Annotated in this window: 14 protein-coding genes; 6 read left to right on the plus strand and 8 right to left on the minus strand. The window is 70.0% G+C overall.

What is annotated here, in order from left to right; all coding sequences use genetic code 11:
• Nucleotides 1–49: 49 nt before the first annotated feature.
• Nucleotides 50–1,471 (minus strand): MFS transporter, encoded by a 1,422-nt coding sequence (locus AB0I04_RS42445; protein WP_360898189.1) that lies wholly within the window; start codon nt 1,469–1,471, stop codon nt 50–52.
• Between the two features lie 183 nt (nt 1,472–1,654).
• Between AB0I04_RS42445 and AB0I04_RS42450 the strand changes: the two genes are divergently transcribed.
• Nucleotides 1,655–2,659: a sigma-70 family RNA polymerase sigma factor gene (locus AB0I04_RS42450; protein WP_360898191.1), complete on the plus strand. Its 1,005-nt coding sequence runs from the start codon at nt 1,655–1,657 to the stop codon at nt 2,657–2,659.
• A 9-nt stretch (nt 2,660–2,668) separates the two neighbouring features.
• On the opposite strand, the gene AB0I04_RS42455 is transcribed toward AB0I04_RS42450, so the two are convergent.
• Nucleotides 2,669–3,697 (minus strand): hypothetical protein, encoded by a 1,029-nt coding sequence (locus AB0I04_RS42455; RefSeq protein WP_360898193.1) that lies wholly within the window; start codon nt 3,695–3,697, stop codon nt 2,669–2,671.
• 153 nt (nt 3,698–3,850) lie between these two features.
• Here AB0I04_RS42455 and AB0I04_RS42460 point away from each other — a divergent pair, with 153 nt between their 5' ends.
• The 4 genes from AB0I04_RS42460 (at nt 3,851) to AB0I04_RS42475 (ending at nt 9,403) form a co-directional block, all read left to right on the plus strand.
• The gene (locus tag AB0I04_RS42460) at nt 3,851–4,966 is read left to right on the plus strand and encodes a hypothetical protein (RefSeq protein ID WP_360898195.1); all 1,116 of its coding nucleotides are present in this window, start codon (nt 3,851–3,853) and stop codon (nt 4,964–4,966) included.
• A gap of 146 nt (nt 4,967–5,112) precedes the next feature.
• On the plus strand, nt 5,113–7,320 hold the full coding sequence (locus tag AB0I04_RS42465; protein ID WP_360898197.1) for an MMPL family transporter: 2,208 nt from the start codon (nt 5,113–5,115) through the stop codon (nt 7,318–7,320).
• Nucleotides 7,321–7,454: 134 nt separating this feature from the next.
• Nucleotides 7,455–8,729 carry a sensor histidine kinase gene (locus AB0I04_RS42470; RefSeq protein ID WP_360898199.1) on the plus strand — a complete coding sequence of 425 codons (1,275 nt, stop codon included), beginning with the start codon at nt 7,455–7,457 and terminating at the stop codon, nt 8,727–8,729.
• Nucleotides 8,726–9,403, plus strand: coding sequence for a response regulator transcription factor (locus tag AB0I04_RS42475; RefSeq protein ID WP_360898201.1), 678 nt, complete (start codon nt 8,726–8,728; stop codon nt 9,401–9,403). Before AB0I04_RS42470 ends, AB0I04_RS42475 begins: the two co-directional genes overlap by 4 nt.
• Nucleotides 9,404–9,453: 50 nt before the next feature.
• On the opposite strand, the gene AB0I04_RS42480 is transcribed toward AB0I04_RS42475, so the two are convergent.
• The 5 genes from AB0I04_RS42480 to cseB all read right to left on the minus strand — a co-directional run bounded on the left by AB0I04_RS42480 (nt 9,454) and on the right by cseB (nt 14,281).
• Nucleotides 9,454–11,094 (minus strand): trypsin-like serine protease, encoded by a 1,641-nt coding sequence (locus AB0I04_RS42480; RefSeq protein WP_360898203.1) that lies wholly within the window; start codon nt 11,092–11,094, stop codon nt 9,454–9,456.
• 261 nt (nt 11,095–11,355) lie between these two features.
• Complete coding sequence (locus AB0I04_RS42485) at nt 11,356–11,679, minus strand: hypothetical protein (protein ID WP_360898205.1); 324 nt, start codon at nt 11,677–11,679, stop codon at nt 11,356–11,358.
• Nucleotides 11,676–11,870, minus strand: coding sequence for a hypothetical protein (locus tag AB0I04_RS42490; RefSeq protein WP_360898207.1), 195 nt, complete (start codon nt 11,868–11,870; stop codon nt 11,676–11,678). The genes AB0I04_RS42485 and AB0I04_RS42490 overlap by 4 nt, the downstream gene beginning before the upstream one ends.
• A 406-nt stretch (nt 11,871–12,276) precedes the next feature.
• A complete protein-coding gene (locus tag AB0I04_RS42495) occupies nt 12,277–13,476 on the minus strand; it encodes a HAMP domain-containing sensor histidine kinase (RefSeq protein WP_360898281.1) in 1,200 nt (399 codons plus the stop codon).
• 82 nt (nt 13,477–13,558) lie between these two features.
• On the minus strand, nt 13,559–14,281 hold the full coding sequence (gene cseB / locus AB0I04_RS42500) for a two-component system response regulator CseB (protein ID WP_360898209.1): 723 nt from the start codon (nt 14,279–14,281) through the stop codon (nt 13,559–13,561).
• A gap of 140 nt (nt 14,282–14,421) precedes the next feature.
• On the opposite strand from cseB, the gene AB0I04_RS42505 reads away from it, so the two are divergent.
• Nucleotides 14,422–15,177 (plus strand): hypothetical protein, encoded by a 756-nt coding sequence (locus tag AB0I04_RS42505; RefSeq protein WP_360898211.1) that lies wholly within the window; start codon nt 14,422–14,424, stop codon nt 15,175–15,177.
• 24 nt (nt 15,178–15,201) lie between these two features.
• On the opposite strand, the gene AB0I04_RS42510 is transcribed toward AB0I04_RS42505, so the two are convergent.
• A complete protein-coding gene (locus AB0I04_RS42510; RefSeq protein ID WP_360898213.1) occupies nt 15,202–15,792 on the minus strand; it encodes a class I SAM-dependent methyltransferase in 591 nt (196 codons plus the stop codon).
• Between the last annotated feature and the right edge of the window lie 6 nt (nt 15,793–15,798).

A 15,798-nucleotide genomic window follows, 5' to 3' on the forward strand; every position in this document is an offset into this window, starting at 1 on the left:
GTCGAAGAAAGGCACGCCATAGGGGTCGGCGCGCAGACCATTTCTCGGCTCAGTGGGTCAGCTCGGGTTCCGGCCGGGGTGCGGCGGGCGTCGTCGCCTGCCGGGCCGTCCGGCTCCGTCCGGGAATGAACAGGCCGGCGAGCGCACCGGTCAGCGACAGCGCGCCGCTGACGGTGATGGCGGGCGCGAAGCCGTCCGAGAAGGTTCGCGCGGTGCCGTAACCACCCTTGGCGGTGAACACCGCCGCGAGGATCGCCACACCGAACACCGCGGCGAACTGCCGCAGCATGTTGAAGACGCCGGAGGCCTTACCGATCTCCTGCGGCGCGACGGCGTTGAGGACCGAGGTCTGCGCGGCGGGCATCGCCAAGCTGACTCCGGCGCCCGCGACGATCATTGGTGCGATCAGCTGCGCATATGCCAGGGACGGCTCCGCGACGAGCCCGATCCACCCCATCCCGGCGGCCTGCAGGGTCAGCCCGGCGACGGTGAGCGTACGAGCCCCGACCCGGTTCACCAGCGCCCCCGCGACAGGTGCCACCACGGTCACCGCCCCCGTCCATGGCATGAGCCGGAGCCCGGTGGCCATCGGCCCGTCCCCCAAGCCCGTCTGGAGGAACTGGGCCATGAAGAACAGCGAGCCGTACAGCGACGCGTACAGGAAGAGCCCGGCCGTGTTGCCTGCGGAGAAGCCGCGCGAGCGCAGCAACCGCATCGGCACCATCGGCTGCCGGACGCGGAGCTCCCAGGCGACGAACGCCACCAGCAGTACGGCCCCGGCCGTCAGCGCACCGTCCACCTCGAACGCGCCCCAGCCGACGCCGTCGGCGCGGATCAGGCCCCACACCAGCCCGAACGCACCGCCGGTCACCAACACGACGCCGCCGAGGTCGAAGGAGGTCCCGGCGCCGCGGCTCTCCGGAATGCGCCGGAGCACCAGCGGGATGACGACGAGGCCGATCGGCACGTTGAGCCAGAAAATCCACTGCCAGGCCAGGCCCTGGGTGACGACCCCGCCGACCACCGGACCGGCCACCACCGCCAGCCCGATGAGCCCGGCGGAGATCCCCAACGCCTTGGCCCGCCGCTCGGGTGGGAACCCGTTGCTCAGCAGCGCCATCGCCAGCGGCATCACCAGTGCGGCCCCACACCCCTGGACGGCGCGGGCGACAATCAGCCAGCCGATGCCAGGAGCCGTCGCGCACGCCGCCGAGGCCGCCGTGAACAGCCCCAGTCCGGCCACGAACATCCGTCTGCGCCCGAACCGGTCGCCGAGCGCGGCCCCGGTCATCAGCAGTACGGCGAAACTCAGGCTGTAGGCGTTCACCGTCCATTCGAGCTGTTCCATGGTGGCGGACAGGTCCAGCCGGATCCTGGTCAACGCGGTCGCCACCACGGTGGCATCCAGCGCCACCATCAGCGACGCCGCCGCGGTCAGGCCGAGCAGCCAGCCGCTTGTCTTCTGGGCCATGCGCGGTCCTTCGAGGTCTTGAGGAATTTCCTGCTGCTGCCCGGACCGTCCCGGGCCGTCGATGAGGTAGACACCACGCCGCCCGAAAGTTGGGCGTCCGTCGACCGCCCAGTTCGCGACTCGGCCGGTGTCGATACTTGAGATCGGCCAGGAAGGCCGGAGACGTGACGCGGGGGTGGAGTGGTGGCGACCGAGCTGATCACCAGGGCGCGGGCCGGAGATGAGGAGGCGTTCCGGGAGCTGACCGAGCCGCACCGTCGAGAGCTGCAGGTGCACTGCTACCGGATGCTCGGATCCTTCCAGGACGCCGAGGACGCACTGCAGGACACACTGCTGGCCGCCTGGCAGGGCATCCAGAAGTTCGAGGCACGCGCCTCAATCCGTACATGGCTCTACCGGATCGCCACCAACCGGTGCCTCAACGCGCTGCGCGCGGCCAGCCGGCGCCCGGCCAAGGAGTGGCCCGTGCCTGGGATCGAACCGCCCGAACCGACCGGGCTCAGCGAAATCGTGTGGCTCGAGCCCTTCCCCGACGCCCTCCTCGAGGGTGCGATCGACGTGCCGCTCGGCCCGGAGGCCCGCTACGAACAGACGGAAGCGATCTCCCTGGCCTTCGTGACCGCACTACAGGTCCTGCCACCTCGCCAGCTTGCCGTCCTCATCCTGCGCGACGTCCTCGGATTCCACGCGAACGAGGTGGCCGACATGCTCGACTCGACCGTCGATTCGGTCAACAGCGCCCTCAAGCGGGCCCGCGCCGGCCTGCACCACCGCCTACCATCGACCGGCGAGCACGAACCGCCTCCCGCTCCCGGCTCACCCTCCGAACAGGCCCTCGTGGAAAAGTTCGTCCGCGCGTACGGATCCGGCGACGTCGACGCGCTGGTCGCCTTGCTCACCGACGACGTCCGCATCTCCATGCCACCGATTCCCCTTGAATACCAAGGCCGCGACGTCGTCGCCCGCTTCTACGCCGCCGTCGTCCGCCCGGACCGGACCTATGACCTCGTGCCGACCCGGGCGAACGGTCAGCCCGCGCTCGCGGTCTACCTTCGCGCCGCCACCGGTGTCCGCCACGGGGCCGGCCTCCTCGTCCTCACCGTCTCCGGCGACCAGATCCGCGCCATCACCCGCTTCGACAACAGCGTCCTCCCGTCCTTCGGACTACCGCGATCGCTTCCCGACTGATAGCGGAGATCACTTGGTGGCGGTCTGGACGATGGTGTCCGCGGTCTCCATGAGGGTGGGCAGGTAGTCGAGGACGTCACGGGCTCGGCGTCGCAGGTCTGCCTGGCCGGTGATGCCGAGGTCGCCGAGAAGGTGGTTCAGGTGGCCTTCCGCGTCGGCTCGTTGCCGTGGGGTGCCGTCGGCGGTCAGGATCGCGACGCAGCGGGCCATCGTCGCGACCATCCAGAACTCGGCCTCGCGATGGTCACCGCGGTCGATGAGCTCCTGGCTCCCGTCGATGGCCAGCCGCCGCCCGGCCGTGGTGATGTCGGAGCTGAACGGGAACGGGGTCGTGGCGACCTTCGCCGCTTGGTCGAAGGTCTGCGCGAGCAGTGCCAGGTGCGTGTTCGCCTGCTCCGGCGAGATCGTCTCGCAGCCCAGCGACCGCAGCAGCCAGCCGTAGACGTCTTCGAGCCCGTGGTCGTGCAGCACCGATCTCGCGGCGACGTATCTGACCCGGACGGTGGGATTCCGCAGCGCGGCCACGAGGATGACATGGGTCATCACGCCCGTCCCGAACAGCCATGAGCTCACCCGTTGATGCCACGGCGTGGCCGGGTCGAGGCCGCCGAGCAGAGTCTTGATCTTGCGGTGGGCGTTCTCGCAGCGGGCGGTGACGAACCGCGGATCGGTGAAGGTCGCCGCGACCTGCTCGTGCAACCTCCTCAGCCAGCCGTCGCCCTCGAGGAGGATCGAGTCGTGGCGCAGCCCGTGGGCGAGGTGGTAGTCGGTGATCGCCCGTTCCGGCGGCAAGAGGCTGCTTCTGGCGACGAACGAGACCTCGATGACGGCCTCGCCGATATCGACCTTGCCCGGCTTGGGAGGCGGGATGTCGTCCGACACCACCACCATGACATCGAGATCCGAGGTGGCCGGTAGCTCGAGGTCGGAAGACGCCGTGGCGGTGGAGCCGATCAGGTACGCGCCTTCGACGGCGACCTGGCCGCGTAGCGACTCGACAAGCGCGCCGGCTCGACGCCGGGCCTCCCCGATCTTCATCGAACGCTCCGATCATCGACATCACCGGCGACTTGTGGGGCGCTCGATGACGCTGTTGCGACAGGGAAGTCTTCCCTCACTCCATCGCATGCACTATGAGTAGTCGATCTGTTGCAGTGTGTTCTCCGTGCAGGGTCCACGACCGGAGGGAACATGATGCCGACCATTCTGCCGTCCATCGCATCGGCCGCTCGTACCAGGCGCTCCCCGGGGGTGACCGTCAAGGCCATCGCGGCGGCCACCGTGGCGGGTGCGACCGCTTCGGTTCTGATCCTGGGAGCGGCGCCGCGTGCGCACGCCTTCGGCACCGTCGGTCATCTGGCCGAGCACGAGCGCATCACCCGGGCGGCTCTGGGGTGCGATTCGGGCGTCGGCGCCGACTGCTTCCAACCGCGGTCGCTGGACCAGGTCGCGGGCAAGAAGGGAACGTTCGGGGCGGTCGGCTCGCCGGACAACCCGCTGACCAGGGAGATTCTGACCTCGGCGGCCCACTGCGACAACGCCGACTACGTCGCCGGTCCCCAATACCGCCCGCAGGACCGGGAGCGGGCCACGGCCGCCCTGCTGGACTGCGTCAACTACGCTCGCGCCCGGATACGCGCCGCCGTGCGACGAGCCGCCGACCTGCTCGACGGCCAGGGCCGCATCAAACCGGGCGAGGTCAGCCTCAACCGCTCGCTGTTCCCGCCGCACCCGGCCGACTGCTTCTTCAACCGGGTAGCAGGTCGGGCCAAATGCGACGTCATCGAGGAGTTCGGGCGCGCCCTGCACGCCGTCCAAGACTTCTACTCCCACAGCAACTGGTCCGATGAGGCCGCACCCGGACCGGCCGACGTGCACAACCCGCCCGGCGGCCGGCAAAGCGCCATCAACCCGCTGTTCGCCCTGTTCGGGCCCGAGCCGACCGCCACGCAGGTGCCCGGCTGGCTGAGCACCGGCTGCTTCGACGCCAAGGCCGCCGTCACCGGCGAACGGGCCGGGTGCACCGACGGCGGCCGGACCCGACTCAAGCACGCCTGGCTCAACAAGGACCACGGCGTGATCGACCCCCGTACGGGCGCCACCACCTGCACCGAGGGCAACAAGAACGTGTGCACCCCGCGCGGCCAGGTCGATGACAACTTCTCCCACGCGGTACGCCTGGCCATCGCCGACACCCGCCGCCAGTGGAGCGACTTCGCCACCGCCGTACGGCAGGCTTACCCCGGACGCGGCGACCGCATCGTCTGCGCCCTCACCCACGACGACCCCACCAAGACCTGCCCCTGACCAGGGGCACCTCTGCGAAGGCACTACACGCGCACACCGGCGTACTGCGTTCTCAGTAGCCGCAGTGTCGGCAGCCGCACGACGACGGGGCGGGCTCCCTCGGACAGGCTCGAGGACATACCTCGAGATCTGATGGGAGACCCGCTGTGGCTTCATTCCTTTATCGGCTCGGCCGTCTGGCCTTCCGGTGGCGATGGCTCGTCGCCGTATTCTGGGTGGCCGTCATGGCCGCCGTCGGATTCAGCGCCACCAGGGCCTCCGAAGCACCCGACGACGGGTTCGCCATGCCGGGCATCGAGTCCCAGAAGGCGTTCGACCTGATGGACCAGCGTTTCCCGGGCTCCGAGGCCAACGGCGCGAACGCCCGGATCGTCTTCGTCGCCCCGAACGGACAGAAGATCACGGCGGCGGACAACCGGAAGACGATCGACAAGGTCGTGGCCGAGGCGGCCCACGGGCCGCAGGTCGCCGGCGCGGTCTCTCCGTTCCAGGCGCACGCGGTGAGCAAGGACGCCTCGACCGCATACGCGACGGTCTCCTTCAAGGTCAAGGCCACCGACCTCACCGACGCCAGTAAGAAGACGGTGGAGGACGCCGTCGCTCGGGCCAGGGACGCGGGCCTGACCGTCGAGGTCGGCGGAGACGCGCTCGCGACCCGGCCCGCGGCGGGCGGGCCGTCCGAAGGCATCGGCATCGCCGTGGCCGCCGTCGTCCTGCTGGTCACCTTCGGCTCGCTGGCAGCCGCCGGACTGCCGCTGCTGACCGCGATCCTCGGCGTCGGTGTCAGCATGGCCTCGATCCTGGCGCTGGGCACGACCTTCGGGCTGTCCGCGACGACCGGCACCCTGGCCACGATGCTCGGCCTGGCGGTCGGGATCGACTACGCCCTCTTCGTCGTCTCCCGTTACCGCGAGGAACGGTCCAACGGACATCTGCCCCGCGAAGCCACCGGGCTGGCGGTCGGTACCGCCGGATCGGCGGTCGTCTTCGCCGGGCTCACCGTGATCATCGCGCTGGCCGGGCTCTCGGTGGTCGGTATCCCGCTGCTGACCAAGATGGGGCTGGCGGCCGCGGGAGCGGTCCTCATCGCCGTCTTCATCGCGCTGACCCTGGTCCCGGCCCTGCTCGGTTTCTGGCCGGACGCCGTACTGTCGCGCGCCGTCCGCAAGGGTTCGAAGCGGAGCGGCGCATCTCATCGGCGCAGCCGCTGGGCCGCCTTCGTGCTGCGCTTCCCCATCCCCGTGCTCCTCGCCGGCATCGCGGGCCTGGGAGCGATCGCGCTGCCGGTGACGCACCTGCAGCTGGGCATGCCCGGAGACGAGGCCAAGCCCACCTCCACCACCGAGCGCCGCGCCTACGACGACCTCGCCAAGGGGTTCGGACCCGGCTTCAACGGTCCCCTGGCCATCGTCGTGGACGCCAAGGGAGCCGGGGATCCCAAGGCCGCGGTGAACACGATCACCGAGAAGATCGGCGCCACCGCCGGGGTCGTCTCCGTCTCACCGGCCCGGTTCAACCCCGCGGGCGACACCGCGGTCTTCTCCGCGGTACCGGCCACCAGCCCCACCGACCAGAAGACCAAGGACCTCGTCAAGGTCATCCGCGCCGAACGCCCCGCCACCGAATCCGCCACCGGAGCGACCTTCGAGGTCACCGGCAGCACCGCGGTGAACATCGACGTCGCCGCCAAGGTCCAGGGCGCGCTGATCCCCTACCTGGCGGTCGTGGTGGGCCTGGCGTTCCTGCTCCTGCTGGTGGTCTTCCGGTCCGTGCTGGTGCCCCTCAAGGCCGCCGTGGGCTTCCTGCTGTCGGTGCTGGCCGCCCTCGGCGCCGTCGTCGCGGTCTTTCAGTGGGGCTGGCTCGCCGCCCTCCTCGGCGTCCACCAGACCGGACCGATCATGAGCATGATGCCGATCTTCCTGGTGGGCATCGTCTTCGGACTCGCCATGGACTACGAGGTCTTCCTGGTCACCCGCATGCGGGAGGCGTACGTCCACGGAGAACCCGCCGGCCAGGCGATCGCCTCCGGATTCCGGCACAGCGCCCGAGTGGTGGTCGCCGCCGCACTGATCATGATGGCGGTCTTCAGCGGGTTCATCGGCGCCGGCGAGTCCATGATCAAGATGATCGGGTTCGGCCTGGCCATCGCGGTCCTGTTCGACGCCTTCGTCGTACGGATGGCGATCGTGCCCGCCGTCCTCGCCCTGCTCGGCGACCGGGCGTGGTGGATGCCGCGCTGGCTGGACAGGCTGCTCCCGCGTATCGACGTGGAGGGAGAAGCGTTGAGCCGCCGAGCCTCGACCTCCCCGGCCCGTCTGCCCGACACCGAGCCCGAACCCGAACCCGTCCACTAGGGCGTAACGCAGGGCCGCACGGCCACCCCCGGGTGGCCGTGCCGCTTCTCCCCATAGGACGCTGCGGTGGCTCTCCTCGCATACCGTCGAATCGTCGTCCACGCTGGTCACAGCACCGACAGGAAGCCCGTTCAATGAGTACAAGCCGGTGGCGAGACCTGCGTGACCGCCTCCACGTCCAGCTCCGCCCCGTCGACGTGGTGGTGTCACTGCTGCTGTTCGCCTGCTCCTTCCCCGGCAGCGTGGTCGGGCTCCCCGGCACCACGGGCCACCTCGGGGTCCCGTGGTGGCCCGGCGTGCTGCTGGCGGGCATCTCCTCCACCGCGCTGCTGTGGCACCGCAGTCACCCCCGCGCCACCGTCGCGATGACCACCGCCTGCGCCGTGGCCATGGCCGCGCTGGGCTACCTGCTGACGGTCCTGCTGCTGGGACCGCTCATGGCCGCCCTGTACTCGCTGGCGACCCAGATCGACCGCAGGTCCACCCGGCTCTACGCCCTTTCCGCCGCCGCACTGCTCGTGGTGGGCACCGACCTTCTCCTCGGCCCCAGCGGTCACCCGCTGGACGCGAAGGTGGCCGGCGGTCTCACCGTCCTGCTGCTCAGGGGGGTCGGACCCGCCGCTTGGCTGCTGCTGCCGACCGTGCTCGGCAGCGCGGTCCGGCTGCGGCGGGCCTACGTGCAGGAGGTGAAAGCCCGCGCCGAGTACGCCGAGCGCACCCGCGAGGAGGAGGCACGGCACCGGGTCGCCGCCGAGCGCATGCGCATCGCCCGCGAACTGCACGACGTCGTCGCCCACCACCTCGTCCTGGCCAACATGCAGGCCGGCACCGCCGCGCACCTGGTACGCACCCACCCCGACCAGGTCCAGAAGATCCTCGCCGACCTCTCCGGCACGACCTCCGCGGCGCTGCGCGAACTCAAGGCCACCGTCGGGCTCCTGCGCCAGGCCGACGACCCGGCCGCGCCCACCGAACCGGTCCCCGGGCTCGCGCGGCTGTCCGACCTGACCGGTTCCTTCGAGCCCGCCGGGCTCAAGGTCACCGTCAGCACCGAAGGGGAACCCCGATCGCTGTCACCAGGGGTGGATCTCACCGCGTTCCGAATCGTGCAGGAAGCGCTCACCAACGTCACCAAGCACGCCGACACGTCGACCGCGCAGGTGAACCTCGCCTACTCTCAGGACCGGCTGACCATCACGGTCACCGATGACGGAGGCGGACCGGCCCCTTCCGGACCAACCCCCTCCCGACCGGCGCCGAACAGCGGCTTCGGGCTCGTCGGCATGCGCGAACGCGCCCTGTCGGTCGGGGGCCGCCTACAAACGGGTGTCCGTCTCGAAGGCGGCTTCCAGGTCACCGCCGAACTCCCGCTGCACCCCGCGTCCCTGGAAGAAGACCGAATCCGATGACCATCCGTGTGTTGCTCGCCGACGACCAGGCCCTCCTGCGGCAGACCTTCCGGATCCTGATCGACTCCTGCGCCGACCTGGAAGTCGTCGCCGAAGCCGCCGACGGCAGGGAGGCCGTGGAGCAGACACGCGCGCACCACCCCGACGTCGTCGTCATGGACATCCGCATGCCGGGCACCGACGGCTTGACCTCCACCGCCGAGATCTGCGCCGATCCGGACCTGTCCGCCACGCGCGTCCTCATCCTCACCACCTTCGAGATCGACGAGTACGTCGCGCGGGCCCTGCGCGCCGGCGCCAGCGGCTTCCTCGGCAAGGACATCGCCGCCGACGACCTGCTCGCCGCCATCCGTACGGTGGCCTCCGGCGACGCGCTCCTGTCCCCTGCGGCCACCCGCGCGCTCATCACCCGCTTCCTGGCCGCCCCCGAACCCGGTGACCACCTGGTTCCCCCCGAGCGGCTGGCCGCCCTCACCGACCGCGAGCGCGAGGTGATGGCCCTGGCCGCGCAGGGGCTCTCCAACGACGAGATCGCCGGGAAATTCGTCGTCAGCCCCCTGACGGTGCGCACCCACGTCCACCGCGCCATGGCCAAACTGCACGCCCGCGACCGCGCCCAACTGGTCGTCATCGCCTACCAGTCCGGTCTCGTCCACCCCGCCTCCGAACGGTGAGACGACGAGTCGGAGAAATGCGGCTATGCCCGCCGGCGGTGTTGATCGGGTCAGCGCTTGTGGGCACCAGGGCTGCTGTGCCGGTTGTGGTCACCGGAGTGACCGTCGTGGTGGTCAGGGCGGGGCGTGGCACCGGTGAGGGTGCAGCCCTGGCGGGACAGGTCCAGCTTCGATCCCTGGGTCAGACAGGCCGCGATCATGTAAACCTGCTGGCCGTAGCCGCGGCCCTGCACGGAGGTCACGGCCCCGTCCGGGCCCACCTCGCAGGGATTGTTGTCGGTGCACTGCTCACCGGCGTCGTTGTGGGTGTTGTGGATCCCCACGACCGTGGTGCCGTCGGGGGCCAGCAGCGCCGAACCGGATGTGCCGTGCCAGGGCGTGCAGTCTTTACTCGTGGCGTAGCGGATCGAGTCGTCCTGCTGGTAGCCGCCCTCCCGCAGGTGCGTGACTACGGCCTCGGCGGTGCAGTTCAAGCGGATGCTGGTGTAGGCCATGGTCAGCGAGTCGCCTGCGCGCACGGGGGTGGAGGTGAGTTGGAAGACTTTCGCGCCCTCGGCCCTCAACTGTGTGTAGGTCTTGTCCAGGCGGTAGATCGCGATGTCGGTGCCGGTCATCGTCGCGTACACCAGGCGGTTCGCGCGGGCGGTGGTCTGGGGGTAGCCCTGGCGGTCGGCGATGGGCACCTCGCGATCGGCGGGCTGGTCCACTAGCGCGGTTCCGGGCGCGGGCCGCTGTCCCTGCACGCAGTGACCGTTGGTCAGCATCAGCGCCGGGTCCTTCGGCCGGGAGGCGGGGGTGCGCACCACTGAGCCCGTACAGTCGTTCAGATCCACTGCGCCTTCGACGTTCGGGATCTGGTCATCGGGGGGCACGTTGGTGCCGGTGATGATGCCGTTGATCCAGTCGGCGTGCCGGGTGACATCGGTGAACAGCGTCGGTGCCTTGTCGCCGCCGGGGCCGCTGACCACACCGGCCACCGCCCACCGGTCGCCGTCGCGGACCAGCGCGGGGCCGCCGGAGTCCATGTTGCTCGCGGCGACGCTGCCGTCGCGGCTGCCGATGCACAACTCTCCGCTGGGCGCGGCCGACGGACACGTCGAGATCGGCTGCACTACGGTGTCGGCCTCCCGCAGCCGCGTGGGGAAACACGCCGGATTGTTGCTGTCGTCGCAGGTCATGCCCCAGCCGATGATGCGGACGGGCGTGTTGTCCGGTGGCGTGGTCGAGGCGATCCGCACGGGCTTGGCCCGAACCGGGGTCCGCAGGTGCATCAACGCGAGGTCCCTACCCCAGAACCCTCCCTCATCGCGGTTGGTCGCCAGCCGGTAGTAATGGTCGACCTCGGCGACCTCGCCTCCGGACGTGGTGTCCAGTGATCCGATCCGGACCTTCCAGCCACGCGGAACCCCCACCTTCGCCCCGGTCGGATTCCTTCCGGCGCAGTGGCTGGCGGTCAGTACCCATCGCGGCGCAAGGACCTCCACCCCACAGCCGTGTCCATCCGGGCGCGGTGGCCGGGGAAAGGACGGCTGGAACGAACCCATGAACGAGTAAGCCCGGGTTGACTCGGTGCCACCCACAATGGCCTGCGCCGGAAAGGCGGCCATCAGGGGCGCGGTCAGCGCCAGGGCAGCGGCGGCCAGGGCCAGTACGGCAGTGGCGGCCGACCGCCGGGGGCGGACAGGGTGCATAAGACCTCCAGGGACTCGCATGCGGGATTCGCATGCACCAGCCACTTTGAACGCCGAAGGTGTCCGGTCCGCCGCGACACTGTTTTGGTGACCGCTTAGGTGTGTATCGGCCCTGTATCAGCGATATCCGGCCGAAATCCCGGAGACTAAGGCGGCCCCTACTCCACGCCCGTCCCTCGATCATTATCGAGACAGGTCCGATGAGGGCGGCGGCCCCGGTCCCCGGCCGGTCCTCGCCGGCGCTGAACGGATCGCGCCCGGCTATGCGTTCAGCGACGCCGTTGGCGGAATTATCGCCACCCGGATGGCGGGGTAGAGGCCGGCGACCGCTCCGATCAGGAGCGTCGCGCCGATACCGGCGGCGAACACGGCGGGCGGTACCGTCAGGACGTTCTTGCGGCTGGCGGTGGGGAAGTCGACCAGCACCGAGGCCTGTTGCAGGGAGCCCGCGTCGGACGGATGGTCGAGGCTGATCGTCACCGGAACGACGACGGTCTTCGTACCATTCTGGTCGACCTGCTCGGGCGCGCCGACTCCGGAGATGGTGCCGGTCGTCGTCTTGCCGGAGGGCAGATCGACGGTCACGTCGCCGCCTTGGCGACGGTCTGGTTCGCGCTCCCCAGCTGGGCGGAGACGACCTTGCGGAGGCTCGACAGTTTCAGCACGGCGGTACCCGCGGCGACGCGGTCGCCGAGGTGTGCCACGGTCTGCGCGACGCGCACGTCGCCGGAGGCGAAGACGACCTGTCCGAGCTGGATCGTCCCGGTCTCCTTCACGTCGCAGGCTTCACACAAGCGCGTGCCGGGCACCGCTCTCGTGGAGCGCAGGACGCTCCGGGAGACCGTCACCGCGCCCGGGTCGCTGGCACGACCGGAACTTGGCCTCCCAGGCGCTGTACTGCTGCTCCTGCGTGCCGGCGGAGGCGGAACCCGACGCGGGAGCCACCGAGCCGCCCGCCGCGGCACTCGAATGCCCCCTTTCCCGCAACCTGCCACCACGCTCGCGAGGCAGGCGACGGCCGCGAGCGCGACACGAGTACGAGGGCGGTGGAGCGTACTGGGCATGGTGTTCCCTTCGGTCGCTGTGACGTGCGGTGGTGCACGTCGGCCACCATGCCGGGCGCGGTTCTCCACGCCTCGCGGTCGTGTATCCCCCGCCGCTCGGACGTGTATCAGGCCTGTATCAACCGGGGGATGAGGGCCGGTCGTCGGCCGGCAGGTGAAGCGTGGCGATCGCGCCACCGTCCGGTGCGTTGCCGAACGTCAGGCGGCCGCCGATCACTCCCGCGTGCCCGGTGGCGATGGTCAGGCCGAGGCCGTGGCCCCGGCCGCGTTCGGCCGCGCCGGTGCGGAACCGCCCTGGCCCGTCCACCAGCAGCGCCTCAGGGAACCCGGGGCCGTGGTCGCGTACGACGATCGTCGTACCGCTCACGGTGACCTCGATCGGCAGGCTCCCGTGGCGGTGCGCGTTGATGACCAGGTTGGCGATGATCCGGTCAAGTCGGCGCGGATCGGTGTAGGCGACCGGAGCACCGGTCACCGTCAGCCCGGCCTCCACTCCCGTCCGCCCTACGGATTCCTCGACGACTTGGTCCAGCGGCACCGAGGCGAGATCGGCGTGCTCCACGCCCGCGTCGATCCGGGTGATCTCCAGCAGGTCTTCGACCAGCGACCGCAGGGCCCGCACCCGGTCGCGCACGAGGTCGGTGACCTCGCCGTCGGGAAGCAGCTCAGTGGAGGTGACCAGGCCCATCAGCGGAGTGCGCAGCTCATGGGCCACATCGGCGGTGAACCGCTGCTCGCTGCGCAAACGTTCCTGCAGCGCGCCCGCCATCTCGTCGACGGCCACCGAGATCTCGGTGATCTCGTCGCCACGCCGGCCACGAGGGTCACCCATCATCGCCCGGGCGTCCAGATCGCCGTCCGCGATGCGCCGTGCGGTCCGGGCGACCCGCCTGAGTCGCCGGTTGGGCAGCTCGGCGACCAGCGCCGCCAAGGGCACCACGACCGCCAGCACGGCCAGCGACGCCTCCATGACATGCCGGTCGAGGGCCTGCAGGCTGAGCCTCTCGCTGGTCATGTCCATCTGCACGAACAGCACCCGGCCGTCGACCCGCTGCGCCGCCCACATCCAGGGGATGTCCGGCCGCCGGTCGTCGTACCAGGTGGCGTACTGCCCCGACCTGTCCACCCGCTCGAGCAGGGCGGGCGGGATCAGTCGCGGGTCGCCCTCGTCCGAGGGTGCGGTGCCCGTACGCCGGTAGGTCGCCACGTCCTGCTCCATCGCGACGTAGGCCCGTGCCCTGGCCTGGTGCATGAACCACGAGAGGGTGGTCTTGTGGACCAGGAGCCCGACGGCCAGCGCGACCACAGAGGACGCCACGGCCGCCAACGCGGCGATCCTCCACCGGAGCGATCGCCAGTTCCGCAGGCCACGTGTCCATCGGACGATGGCGTTTCCCACGTCAGCGCCGCAGCTTGTAGCCGAAGCCGCGGACCGTTTCGATCCGCTCGCCGCCGATCTTCTTGCGCAGCCGCTGCACGCACAGGTCGACGACGCGGCTGTTACCGTCCCACCCGTAGTCCCAGACGTCGCGCAGCAGCGTTCGCCGGTCCAGCACGATCCCCGGACTCGCCGCGAACACCAGTAGCAGGCGCAACTCGGTGGGCGCCAGCGCCACCGGCTCACCGGCCCGGCGTACCTCCAGACCTCCCGGATCGATGGTCAGATCCCCGAAGACCAGGTCGGAGGCCACGTCGGGAGCAGGCTCCGGGGAAGTCCCGGAGCCCGGCCGGAACGCGGCCCGGCGCAACAGGGAACGGATCCTGGCCACCAGCACGGAGGTGTCCACGGGCTTGACGACGTAGTCGTCGGCTCCCGCCTCCAACCCCGCCACGACGTCCAGCGCGTCACCGCGCGCGGACATCATCAGGATCGGTACCTGGCTCCACTCCCTGACCCTCCGGCACAACCCGATACCGTCCAGCACCGGCAGCATCACGTCCAGCAAAAGGAGATCGTGCCGCTGCTCCCGGTACGACTCCAGGCCCGTGAGACCATCACCCGCCACGCTCATCCCATAGCCGTAGCGCTCCAGCGCCATCGCGACGGTCTTCCTGATCACCTCATCGTCCTCGACGAGCAGCACGGTGACCGGCACCGACGAACCGGCGTCTGAAACTGACATCGCCCCCCAGACGGGTCCTCGCGGATTTGTATGGGCCGAAGCTATCGGGAAACAGCAGGGTTCACCTATTCACCGTGCTAAAGGCCTCGGCATCGGGGAATCGGGCGCGGAACGTTCGTGATGATCGATAACGTGCTCGGATGAGTGACGCGATTCCTCGCCATGTGCTGTGCGTACTCAGCTCCGGGCTTGACCTCTCGGAGATCGAACGGATCGCCGCCGACTTCGGCGGCTTCGTGCTCGACCGCGAGTACTCCCAGACCGAACCCGATCCTCGGATGCCGAAGGCGTTCGAGGCCAGCATGGCGGGGGCCTCGTTCGACGATTCGGACTGGGACGCCGTCGAGTCCCACGACACCGTCGGCTACCTGCTGTCCGCGCCGATGATGCGAGAACTGGCGGCCGACACTTCGCGGCGGCTACTGGCCGCGACGGCCGCTCTGTTGCGGTCCGGCGCCACCGCGGTGAAGAACGAGAGCAGTGGAATCGCGCACGGCCGGGACCGCTGGCTCGCCCTGGCCGACCGAGCGGCGAGCGCCGAGGACGAAGACCTCGCCGATGCACTCGTCACCGCCTGGGTGAAGCGGCCGATCTACGACGGTGAGGTGCTCTACAGCTGCGGCATGCACCTGCTCGGCGCGCCCGAGGTGGAGATCGAGGTCGACGAGGAGCAGCTGACCGAGGACGGCGTGCCGGACCTGGTCGCGCACCTGGACACGCTGGCGACCTACCTGCTGACCGATCCGCGCGCGGAGGAGATCGAGGACGGCGCCGGCTTCCGGATGGCCGAGGACGCCCCCCGATGGTCGCTGCGCACCGGCCCGTACGACCGCTGCGACGAGGACGACCTGTTCTTCAACCCATACGGATACGTCCGGCTGACCCGTCCTCAGTGACGGAGGCGCCGGGTTCGCCCGGCGCTATCCGCCGGTACGGCGCCAGGCGAGGTGCAGGCCCTTCCCCACGGACACGGTGCTCCCGGTGACCCTGTCGTCCCCGGTGACGAGGGCGAGAAAGCCGGTCAGCTCGTCCGGGCTGGGAGCGAGCACGTTGTCGACCGCCAGCACCCCTCCCGGACGAAGGACTCGAACCGGGTGGGGCCACCAGCTCGTGTACTGGGTGCGCTCGGCGTCCAGGAAGAGGAGGTCGACGCTACCGTCCGGCAGCTCCGCCAGATGGCGACCGCCGTCGCCCTGGATGAGGTGCACGCGTTCGGCCAGTCCGGCCCGGCGGAGGTTCTCACCGGCCTCGTCGATGCTCGCGGTGTCCACGCTCACGACCGTGCCGCCGGTGTCGGCAGCCGCGTCGGCGAGCCAGATCGTCGAGTAGCCGTTGGACGTTCCGATCTCGACGATGTCGCGCGCACCGGTCATGCGGACCGCCAGGGTCAGCAGTTCGGCCGCGTCGGGCTCGAAGTTGCGTCGCCGAAGCAGCCGGTCCGACTGCCGGGCATCGTGGGCCGACCCATCCGCGTAGAGCTCATCGAGCAGTGCCCGGCGACGGTCATCCATGACGGT

This window comes from Actinoallomurus sp. NPDC050550 (assembly GCF_040655075.1).
Lineage (GTDB): Bacteria > Actinomycetota > Actinomycetes > Streptosporangiales > Streptosporangiaceae > Actinoallomurus.

Excerpts from the sequence above, each read along its gene's own strand:
- AB0I04_RS42510 (WP_360898213.1), bottom strand. The coding sequence starts at position 15,792 with ATGGATGACCGTCGCCGGGCACTGCTCGATGAGCTCTACGCGGATGGG.
- AB0I04_RS42445 (WP_360898189.1), bottom strand. The coding sequence starts at position 1,471 with ATGGCCCAGAAGACAAGCGGCTGGCTGCTCGGCCTGACCGCGGCGGCG.
- AB0I04_RS42455 (WP_360898193.1), bottom strand. The coding sequence starts at position 3,697 with ATGAAGATCGGGGAGGCCCGGCGTCGAGCCGGCGCGCTTGTCGAGTCG.
- AB0I04_RS42470 (WP_360898199.1), top strand. The coding sequence starts at position 7,455 with ATGAGTACAAGCCGGTGGCGAGACCTGCGTGACCGCCTCCACGTCCAG.
- AB0I04_RS42505 (WP_360898211.1), top strand. The coding sequence starts at position 14,422 with ATGAGTGACGCGATTCCTCGCCATGTGCTGTGCGTACTCAGCTCCGGG.
- AB0I04_RS42460 (WP_360898195.1), top strand. The coding sequence starts at position 3,851 with ATGATGCCGACCATTCTGCCGTCCATCGCATCGGCCGCTCGTACCAGG.
- AB0I04_RS42475 (WP_360898201.1), top strand. The coding sequence starts at position 8,726 with ATGACCATCCGTGTGTTGCTCGCCGACGACCAGGCCCTCCTGCGGCAG.
- AB0I04_RS42480 (WP_360898203.1), bottom strand. The coding sequence starts at position 11,094 with ATGCACCCTGTCCGCCCCCGGCGGTCGGCCGCCACTGCCGTACTGGCC.
- cseB (WP_360898209.1), bottom strand. The coding sequence starts at position 14,281 with ATGTCAGTTTCAGACGCCGGTTCGTCGGTGCCGGTCACCGTGCTGCTC.